Genomic DNA, 8290 nt, shown 5'->3' with positions numbered 1-8290 from the left:
GAGGCGACTCCCCTTCCTACTTGATGGCTTTTTTGATGGGCTGTGCCGCTACTCGGCGTAAATCATTTTTGCGCGTCATCCCGCCGTCAGCGACAAAGTTCTGACCGGTGATAAAGCCGGATTCTTTGGAGAGCAGAAAGCGGGTGAGCGCGGCAATATCTTCGGGAGTGCCCACGCGCCCCGCCGGGTGCTGTTCGCGGTCGATACCACGGTGCTCCACCGGCTGCTGGCGGCTGGGTTTTTGCCAGTCGCCGACTTCGATCCAGCCCGGGCTAACGGCGTTGACGCGAATATCCGGGCCTAGGCTGACCGCTAGCGCGTGGGTCAACGCGACAATGCCACCTTTACTAGCGGCGTAGGCTTCGGTATCCGGCTCGGATTGGATGGCGCGTGACGAGGCCATCAGCACCATACTGCCGCCGTGCGGGCGTAGATAAGCAGCCCCATGTTTGGCGCACAAAAAGGCGCCAGTGAGGTTAGTGTTTAAGTAGGCCTGCCATGTCGCTAGCGAGAGCTGCTCCACCGGGCCATGGAAGGGGTCCGCAATGCCTGCGTTATGCACGATGCCGTTGAGCTGACCAAAGTGGCTGACGGTTTTTTCGAGGCTGGCCGCCACCTGGGCTTCATTATTGGCATCCGCCATTAGTGTTAGCAGGTTTTCACGGCGGGGCAGTCGTTCAGCGGCCGCACTTAGGGCTTCTTTATCAATATCCGTAATGGCGACGCGATAGCGGTCGGTGAGCAGGGTGTGGGCGATACCGAGACCAATTCCTTGGGCACCGCCAGGGGTATAGATGATGTGGGGCTTAGTCATACGCACTTTTCCATGGTGAGTTAAACGTATCTTGGCACGGTAGCCGTTTTAAATATGAAATATCGATACAGCTAACGACAGCAGCTGAATAAATGCATACATTGACATTAACTAAACGAGCTTAGCAGTGCTACGCCCGGTTTATTACGTTAGCGTCTGTAACACGCGAGGTTTTACCATGGTGGAGAGTGAGCAGGCTCGGCTTCAGGCGCTACATGGCTTAGCTATTTTAGATACGCCACCAGAGGAGCGTTTTGATCGAATTACTCGGCTTGCAACGCACCTGTTAGGGGTAGAGATTGCGCTCGTCTCATTAGTAGATGAGGAGCGGCAGTGGTTTAAATCGCGCCAGGGATTTTCGATCACCCAGACCTGTCGGCAAGAATCCTTTTGCGCTCATGCCATTAAAAAAGAAGGCATTTTTGAAATAGAGGATGCGAGTGCAGATCCGCGTTTTGCAGATAACGTGCTAGTGACAGCGCGTCGTGGTATTCGATTTTATGCCGGTGTACCGTTCACTACATCAGACGGATTTCGGGTTGGCACGCTGTGTATTATTGACTCTAAGCCCCGGCGGTTAGACGACGCCCAGCGCCAGGCGTTGATTGATCTTGCGGCTTGCGCTGAAGATGAAGTTAATCGGATGGGTCTTGAGAATGAGCTGTCACGAGTGACTAAGGCTAGAAGGCGCTTAGCGGAAGATGAACAACAACAGCGGAGGTTGGTAGCGGCGCTTTCATCACTTAACGAAATCAGCACATCGAACGAGCTCAGCCTTGCTCAGCAACTGCAGGCCTCCCTAGCGCTAGGCTGTCGCCATCTCCAAATGCAAATCGGGATTATCAGCCGGATCAACAAAGGTATTTTCGAGGTGGTGTCTGTCACTGCGCCGAAGGACGTGGCGGTTAGTGCAGGCCAGTGTTTGCCGTTAGCCAACACCTATTGTGATATGACGCTAAAACGCAATGGGGTGCTGGCTGTTCATAATTTGGGTATGAGCGATGTGCGACACCACCCTTGCTACGACACCTTTGGCCTTGAAGCCTATATCGGTTGCTCCATCCAACTAGGTGAACAGCTATTTGGGACAGTGAGCTTCTCATCAGCAATGCCTCGGCCCCAAGCCTTTACTGAAACAGACACGATTTTACTAAAGCTCTTGAGCCACTGGATTGGCTCTGTGCTAGAGCGTCAGCAGGTGGATGCGCTGAAAAATGAGTTTGTATCTACGGTTAGCCATGAGCTTCGCACGCCACTCACGGCTGTAACCGGTGGGCTCAAACTCGTGCTGGGTGGTGCCATTGGTGTAATACCCGCGCAAACGCAACAAATGCTGACGATGGCACTTAAAAATAGCGAGCGCCTTGGGATGCTTATCAATGATCTCCTGGATATTGAAAAGCTGCTGACGGGAACGTTAAATTTGATTTGTCAGCCTTGCTCGTTGGCAACTCTGCTCACTGCGACCGTACAAAAAAATCAGCCCTACGCCTCTCAGTATGGGGTAACGCTTAATTTGTTGCCATTAGCTGTGGATCGTTTAATAAACGTCGATTCATTACATTTTCAAAAAATTATGGCGAATTTGCTTTCTAATGCTGCAAAATTCTCACAGCTTAAAGGGGAGGTCGTTATTTTTTGCGATGAGTGTGATAAAAGTGTTCGTATCAACGTAAAAGATTCTGGCTGTGGTATACCTGATGCCTTTAGGGCGAGAATTTTTCAAAAATTCTCGCAATCGGATGCTAGCGACCGCCGTGTGAAGGGAGGGATGGGCTTGGGGCTTTCAATCAGTAAAGCAATCACGGAACAAATGAGCGGTACTATTGGTTTTGCTTCCTGTGAAGGAAAGGGCAGTACGTTTTATGTCGTGTTTCCTTGGGTAGAGGAAAGAGATCGTGCGAAATCTTGAACGCCTAACCTGGCCTGGAGGTTCCTCTGCGTATACAGGATTTTGGCTGTTAGTAGCACTGCTAGCGCTTGGTATTATCGGCAATATGCTGCAGCTTTCGGTACTATTTAACGTTTATTTTGTATTTGGCTCTGTCGCTGTAATGCTGGCGATTGCCTGGTTGGGTACTTGGCCTGCTGTTCTGATTGGTATTGTGGCGGGGCTTTATACCTACCTTATTTGGCAAAATCCGGTCACTGTGATGGTGTTTTTATTAGAGGCCATCGTAGTTTCTTGGATTTATCATCATAAAATTAAGAATCTTATCGTCGCCAGCCTAATTTATTGGATGGTTGTAGCGGCTCCTCTTGATTTTATCTTTTTTTCATATTGGTTAGGATGGAGCCAAGAGTTAACACAGCTGGTTTACTTGAAACAGCTTGTAAATGGTGTGCTAAACGCTGTTATTGCCAGTGCCATAATCATTGTTTGCGGTCTCTCTAAGCGTGCTTGGCTGCCTACTGCTGGATCGTTAATGCGCCTGCGTCATTTACTCTTCTGTGCGCTACTGTCAGTCACACTAATGACGGGCATTCCTTTGATTCTCTATGAAGGTCATGCAATGCGGCAGGGCCAACAGACGTTTGTTGATCAAACTATGTTGGCACTTGGTAACGAGTTAATCGAACGTTTATCTGAACCGGGAGCTGATCAAAGTTATATGTATCACATTGGTCGGGTTCGAGGTGGAAATGATGTCAGTATTGGCTTGTTAAGCGGGAATGGGGGGTTTAATTAGTCAAGTAGGTAGTCTTAACTCTTTGGCCCTTGGGCCTGGAGACGAGGTTATGCCTGTTAATAATCGCTTAAATATGTGGTTACCTGGAGGCTTAAAGAACCCTGCGATCCGCTTTGCGCAAGGGCGGTACACCTTACGTATGCCTGCCCAGGGTGTGGATGGGGTGGCTCAAATTTTATTAGAAACTCCTGCATTACCCACTATTAGAGCGATGGAGGCTTACCGGGCTGTGCTTTTATTTATGCTAGCTGGGGTAATCGGGTTAGGGGTTTTAGCAGCAGAGCTATTAAGCCGTATGATTACCCAGCCGCTCATGCAATTAGGTAAAAATGGACAGGCGCTAAGCCATACGATCGGCAGCGGCGAGACATTACAACTACCTCGCAGCCGCATCGTAGAGTTTCAACAGCTTTCAAATTTATTGGAAGAAATGGCGACGGAGCTTAGTAGCGCATTTAAACGTCTGCGTCATACTCACAGCAATTTAGAGCGCGAAGTGGAGCAGCGCACGAAAGCGCTCGCCAGTAGCAATGACCTACTGAGTTCGGTGCTGGATGCAGCGTCAGATTTTGCCATTATCGTTACCGATACCCAGGGTGTTATTAAGTTGTTCAACCAAGGGGCTGAGAATATGTTGGGTTACGCTGCTGACGAGGTCGTTGGCTTGCATACACCCATGCTTTTTCATGATACCGATGAAGTTGGGCCAACGGCTTATGGAAATCAACAAAAGTGCAGAGTCTATCTTAACCCCCTTTGAGGTGTTTGCCTATAGAGCCGCCATAGAGAAGCGCGAAGCAAATGAGTGGATATATATTACTCGTTTAGGCGAGAGGCTACCTATTAAATTGGTGGTGACTGCGATTAAGGATCAGCAAGGTAACGTTACCGGCTATTTAGGTATTGCAGAGGATATTTCAGAATCCAAGCGTGTAGAGCGGATGAAAAATGAGTTTGTCTCTACGGTTAGCCATGAACTACGCACTCCGCTTACCTCTATTTCGGGGGCGCTAGGCATGGTGTCGGCGGGGGCGCTGGGTAGCGTGCCTAGGCCAATCATGCACATGGTTACACTTGCTTATAAAAACAGCCAGCGCCTTACACACCTAATTAATGATTTATTGGATATTGAGAAAATCGCTGCGGGTAAGCTTGTGTTTGATATGCAGTGGCAGCCGCTACAGCGTTTGCTGGAGAGTGCCATTGAGGAAAACCGCCACTACCGCCGTGAGCGTAATGTCACTTTAAAGCTGGATAATCCGTATCCCGGCAGCCAGGTGCGAGTGGATGGGCAGCGTTTGCAGCAGGTGATGGCTAATTTGTTCTCTAACGCGGTGAAGTTCTCGCCAGAAGGCGGAGATGTCCATATCTTTGTGCAGCGACAGTCAGCGAATATTGTCGTTAACGTTAAGGATGAGGGGCCTGGAATTCCCGAGACGTTGTAAATCGCATATTTTTAATAAATTTGCCCAAGTCGATGCCTCCGACTCCCGGGCTAAGGGTGGCACGCGGCTAGGCTTGGCGATTACCAAAGAGCTGATCGAGCATATGGAAGGAGAGATGGGGTTCACTTCCGAGGAGGGAGAGGGAAGCTGCTTCTGGTTTTCGTTGCCTATGTACCCGTCCGAGTGTGAGGAGGGCGGTGATCCCGGAGACGACCAGAATAGCGCTGGCCGTGTGTTAGTTGTAGAAGATGACTCCTCTGTGCTTCTCGTACTGCAGGAAATACTCGTGGCGGCGGGCTATCGGGTGGATACTGCCGCTAGCGGTGGTATGGCGCTCGAAAAGCTGGCGAGCCACCGCTATGACGCGGTGACCGTTGACATAGGCCTGCCCGATATGAGCGGTTTCGACGTGATACATTTCCTACGTGAGCAGCAGGAAACGCAGCATACCCCTGTGCTAGTGGTTAGCGGGAGTGTTGAGCGTGGTCAAGTGGCGCTAGAAGGCCATCTTGAGGATATTGCGTGGTTAGCAAAACCGATTCAGCCCCAGCGTTTGCTGGACTTACTCAGCAGTCAAATGCAGATATATGAAGAGCGCTTAATGCTCCTGCATATAGAAGATGACCCTGATCTGCGCGCTGTTATTCGCACAATGCTTAACGGCCATGCACACTGTGAACACGCGTCGAGTTTGGCGACAGCGCGTCGCGCCTTAGCAAAACGGCGTTACGATGCCGTTATCCTGGATATCGGGCTGCCGGACGGTGAAGGTTGGGAGCTTCTGGAGCAAATTCGTGACATACAGCCGCAATCTCGAATTGTCATTCTTTCCGGACAGTCAATTCATGAGCTAGATCAACATCGTGTTGAAAAAGTTTTCCTAAAATCGCGCATTAGCCCGGAGCAGTTGCTAGAGGCTATACAACAACGAACCCAACTGGCGCAGATGGTAAAGAGTGGATGAATAGTTTGGAACGCATTTTGTATGTGGAAGACGACCCTGATATTCAAACAGTGGCGACGCTTGCGCTGGAAGTAGTGGGTGGCTTCAAGGTAAAGGTATGCTCCTCTGGAGAGCAGGCGCTGGAAGAGGCCGAGCGGTTCGCTCCGGACATGATTTTGCTGGACGTGATGATGCCGGGCATGGATGGACCTTCAACGCTGGCAGCGCTGCGTCGGCTGCCGAGCCTGGAAAATGTGCCCGTGGCGTTTATGACGGCAAAAGTTCAACCGCATGAGGTCAGTCAGCTTGTGGCACTAGGGGCTGAAAACGTTATTTCCAAACCGTTTGACCCTATGACCTTGGCGCATCAAGTCCGTACTCTTTGGGAGCATGCGTATGGAAAAAGGTGATCCGAACTCTCTTGAGCATAAGCTGGCGCTATTAAAAAAGTCTTACCAGCAAAACCTGCAGGCTGAGCTGGCGTCTTATGCCAGCTGTTAAACACATTGCAGCACAGTATGCAGTCCCAGTTGATGGCATCAGCGGGCGTTGATTATTCTACGGAGGGCTTGTCTCCCTATGAAGTACTCAAGGATGTCAGCCGGCGTCTACATAAGCTGGCCGGCTCTGCGGGTACATTTGGATTTGATGCGATTGGTCATCAGGCGCGCCTTCTGGAAGGCGTATTGCAGCGCTGTTTGGAAGAGGGGAAGGCGGTCATTGATTTACAGCTGATCGATGTTGTCGGCAGCCAACTGCAGTCCATGCAAGTAGAGCTGGTCCCAAGCTCGAAACATAACCCTAAAGTTACCTCTAAGCTTAATGAACCCTCTAAAGCTGCAAAAATATGGCTAATTGAAGAGGACCCAACGCTAGGGCAGCATATCCTGGAGCAGTTGACAAACTTCAGCTACGTGGTACGCCTGTTCTCCTCGGTTCCGGCTGCGTGCAAGGAGATTAACAAAGAGCCCCCCGATATTTTAATTGTCGATGTCATGATGGGTGTTGAGCACCTTGCCCCGCTGCAAGCGCTGTCGTGCCCGCTGCTGTTTATTAGTAACAGCGATACATTTGATGCCCGTATGCAAGCGGCCCAGCTTAATGCCCACGGCTATTTCTTAAAACCGCTGAATATCCCGCAGCTAGTTAACCGGCTGGAGCAATTGCTGCAAGAGCACCGTGCACCACCTCCCCGTATCCTGGTGGTAGATGACGACCAGCAACTGGCGGCGTATTACCGGCTGGTGCTGGAGTCGGCGGGTATGGAAGTACGGATCCTTGATAAGCCTCGATACATTATTGACCAGCTTAATTCGTTTAGGCCGGAACTGCTGCTGATGGATGTACACATGCCGGACTACGACGGCCCGGATTTAGCCGCAGTGGTCAGGCAGTATGATGAGTGGAGCAGCCTGCCGATTGTGTTTTTGTCAGCGGAAATGGATTTGGGTAAACAGGTAGATGCGCTTAGCCATGGTGCTGATGACTTTTTGACTAAGCCGATTCTCGCAGCACAGTTAATCGCGTCTATCCGCGTTCGGGTAGCCCGTTCACGTACGCTATCTGCGTTACTGAACAGGGATAGCCTGACAGGGTTATTGAAGCACGCTAGTATCAAGAGCACCGCGATGAATGAAATTACCCGTGGTTTTCGCCAGGGGTATCCGGTAGTGGTCGCTATGATCGATATTGATAACTTTAAATCGATTAATGATACCTACGGCCACGCTGTCGGGGATGTCGTCATTGCTTCGGTGGCGACCCTGCTGCGCCAGCGGCTACGTCAAACCGATATGATCGGACGCTATGGCGGTGAAGAGTTTTTATTAGTAATGCCGCACTGTTGTGCAGAGGATGGTCGGAAACGATTAGAGGATATTCGGGAGTATTTTTCCCGACTGCGCTTCAATCAAGATGGCCAGGAGTTTGCCTGTACCTTATCCGCCGGCATGGTATGCAGTACCGACGCGATGCATGATGACCAGGATAGGTTGCTGGTGGTAGCGGATGAGGCGCTTTACCGCGCTAAGCGTCGTGGGCGCAACCAAGTTTGCCATTAAACCAATGACCACTTTTGAAGCAATTGGCCATCTCAGTGCTCAGCGCTGGTGCGCTTTAGGGGATGTGATATCGTTACTTAAGCTGTTGATCGCCTATTTTTGTCTATAAGCAACTGTTTTTAGTAGATAAAAAATATAGTGGCACGCTGCTCGCTATATAAAAGGCAAGCGGCAAATGAATAGAGCTACCTAAGTTTGTCCTGGTGCTTTCCCTTCTTTGCCATGTCACTGCGGTTTAGCCGCGTGATACACCGAGTGAGCTGGCGTGCTCCACCTGGGTCCCCTTCGGGGGACTTTTTTTATGCCTGTGGCCCGTCCTGAATAGAGTTGACACGTCC

The 8290-nt window shown here is 50.5% G+C and carries 7 protein-coding genes and 1 pseudogene; 7 read left to right on the top strand and 1 reads right to left on the bottom strand.

What is annotated here, in order from left to right; genetic code table 11:
- Positions 1-16 precede the first annotated feature (16 nt).
- Positions 17-814, bottom strand: coding sequence for an SDR family oxidoreductase (locus B4967_RS07225; RefSeq protein ID WP_083024421.1), 798 nt, complete (start codon positions 812-814; stop codon positions 17-19).
- A 178-nt stretch (positions 815-992) separates the two neighbouring features.
- Between B4967_RS07225 and B4967_RS07220 the strand changes: the two genes are divergently transcribed.
- From B4967_RS07220 to B4967_RS07190, 7 genes and pseudogenes are all read left to right on the top strand, one after another.
- A complete protein-coding gene (locus tag B4967_RS07220; RefSeq protein ID WP_083024426.1) occupies positions 993-2726 on the top strand; it encodes a sensor histidine kinase in 1734 nt (577 codons plus the stop codon).
- Positions 2713-3504, top strand: a complete 792-nt coding sequence (locus B4967_RS07215) for a hypothetical protein (RefSeq protein ID WP_083024420.1) — start codon at positions 2713-2715, stop codon at positions 3502-3504. The genes B4967_RS07220 and B4967_RS07215 overlap by 14 nt, the downstream gene beginning before the upstream one ends.
- 49 nt (positions 3505-3553) lie before the next feature.
- On the top strand, positions 3554-4264 hold the full coding sequence (locus B4967_RS20195; protein WP_161491485.1) for a PAS domain S-box protein: 711 nt from the start codon (positions 3554-3556) through the stop codon (positions 4262-4264).
- Positions 4191-5061: pseudogene (locus tag B4967_RS07205) on the top strand (sensor histidine kinase); the annotation flags it as partial. The gene B4967_RS20195 and the pseudogene B4967_RS07205, both read left to right, overlap by 74 nt.
- Positions 5053-5913 (top strand): response regulator, encoded by an 861-nt coding sequence (locus tag B4967_RS17800; RefSeq protein ID WP_422821849.1) that lies wholly within the window; start codon positions 5053-5055, stop codon positions 5911-5913. The pseudogene B4967_RS07205 and the gene B4967_RS17800, both read left to right, overlap by 9 nt.
- On the top strand, positions 5910-6302 hold the full coding sequence (locus tag B4967_RS07195) for a response regulator (protein ID WP_083024416.1): 393 nt from the start codon (positions 5910-5912) through the stop codon (positions 6300-6302). The genes B4967_RS17800 and B4967_RS07195 overlap by 4 nt, the downstream gene beginning before the upstream one ends.
- A gap of 108 nt (positions 6303-6410) precedes the next feature.
- Positions 6411-7952 (top strand): diguanylate cyclase, encoded by a 1542-nt coding sequence (locus B4967_RS07190; protein WP_422821848.1) that lies wholly within the window; start codon positions 6411-6413, stop codon positions 7950-7952.
- Positions 7953-8290: the final 338 nt, after the last annotated feature.

It is taken from the genome of Vreelandella lionensis (genome assembly GCF_002087295.1).
Lineage (GTDB): Bacteria > Pseudomonadota > Gammaproteobacteria > Pseudomonadales > Halomonadaceae > Vreelandella > Vreelandella lionensis.
This window is presented reverse-complemented; position numbering and strand designations above follow the sequence as displayed.

Coding starts and splice junctions, on each gene's coding strand:
- B4967_RS07225 (WP_083024421.1), bottom strand. CDS start 814: ATGACTAAGCCCCACATCATCTATACCCCTGGCGGTGCCCAAGGAATT.
- B4967_RS07220 (WP_083024426.1), top strand. CDS start 993: ATGGTGGAGAGTGAGCAGGCTCGGCTTCAGGCGCTACATGGCTTAGCT.
- B4967_RS20195 (WP_161491485.1), top strand. CDS start 3,554: ATGCCTGTTAATAATCGCTTAAATATGTGGTTACCTGGAGGCTTAAAG.
- B4967_RS17800 (WP_422821849.1), top strand. CDS start 5,053: ATGGAAGGAGAGATGGGGTTCACTTCCGAGGAGGGAGAGGGAAGCTGC.
- B4967_RS07195 (WP_083024416.1), top strand. CDS start 5,910: ATGAATAGTTTGGAACGCATTTTGTATGTGGAAGACGACCCTGATATT.
- B4967_RS07190 (WP_422821848.1), top strand. CDS start 6,411: ATGCAGTCCCAGTTGATGGCATCAGCGGGCGTTGATTATTCTACGGAG.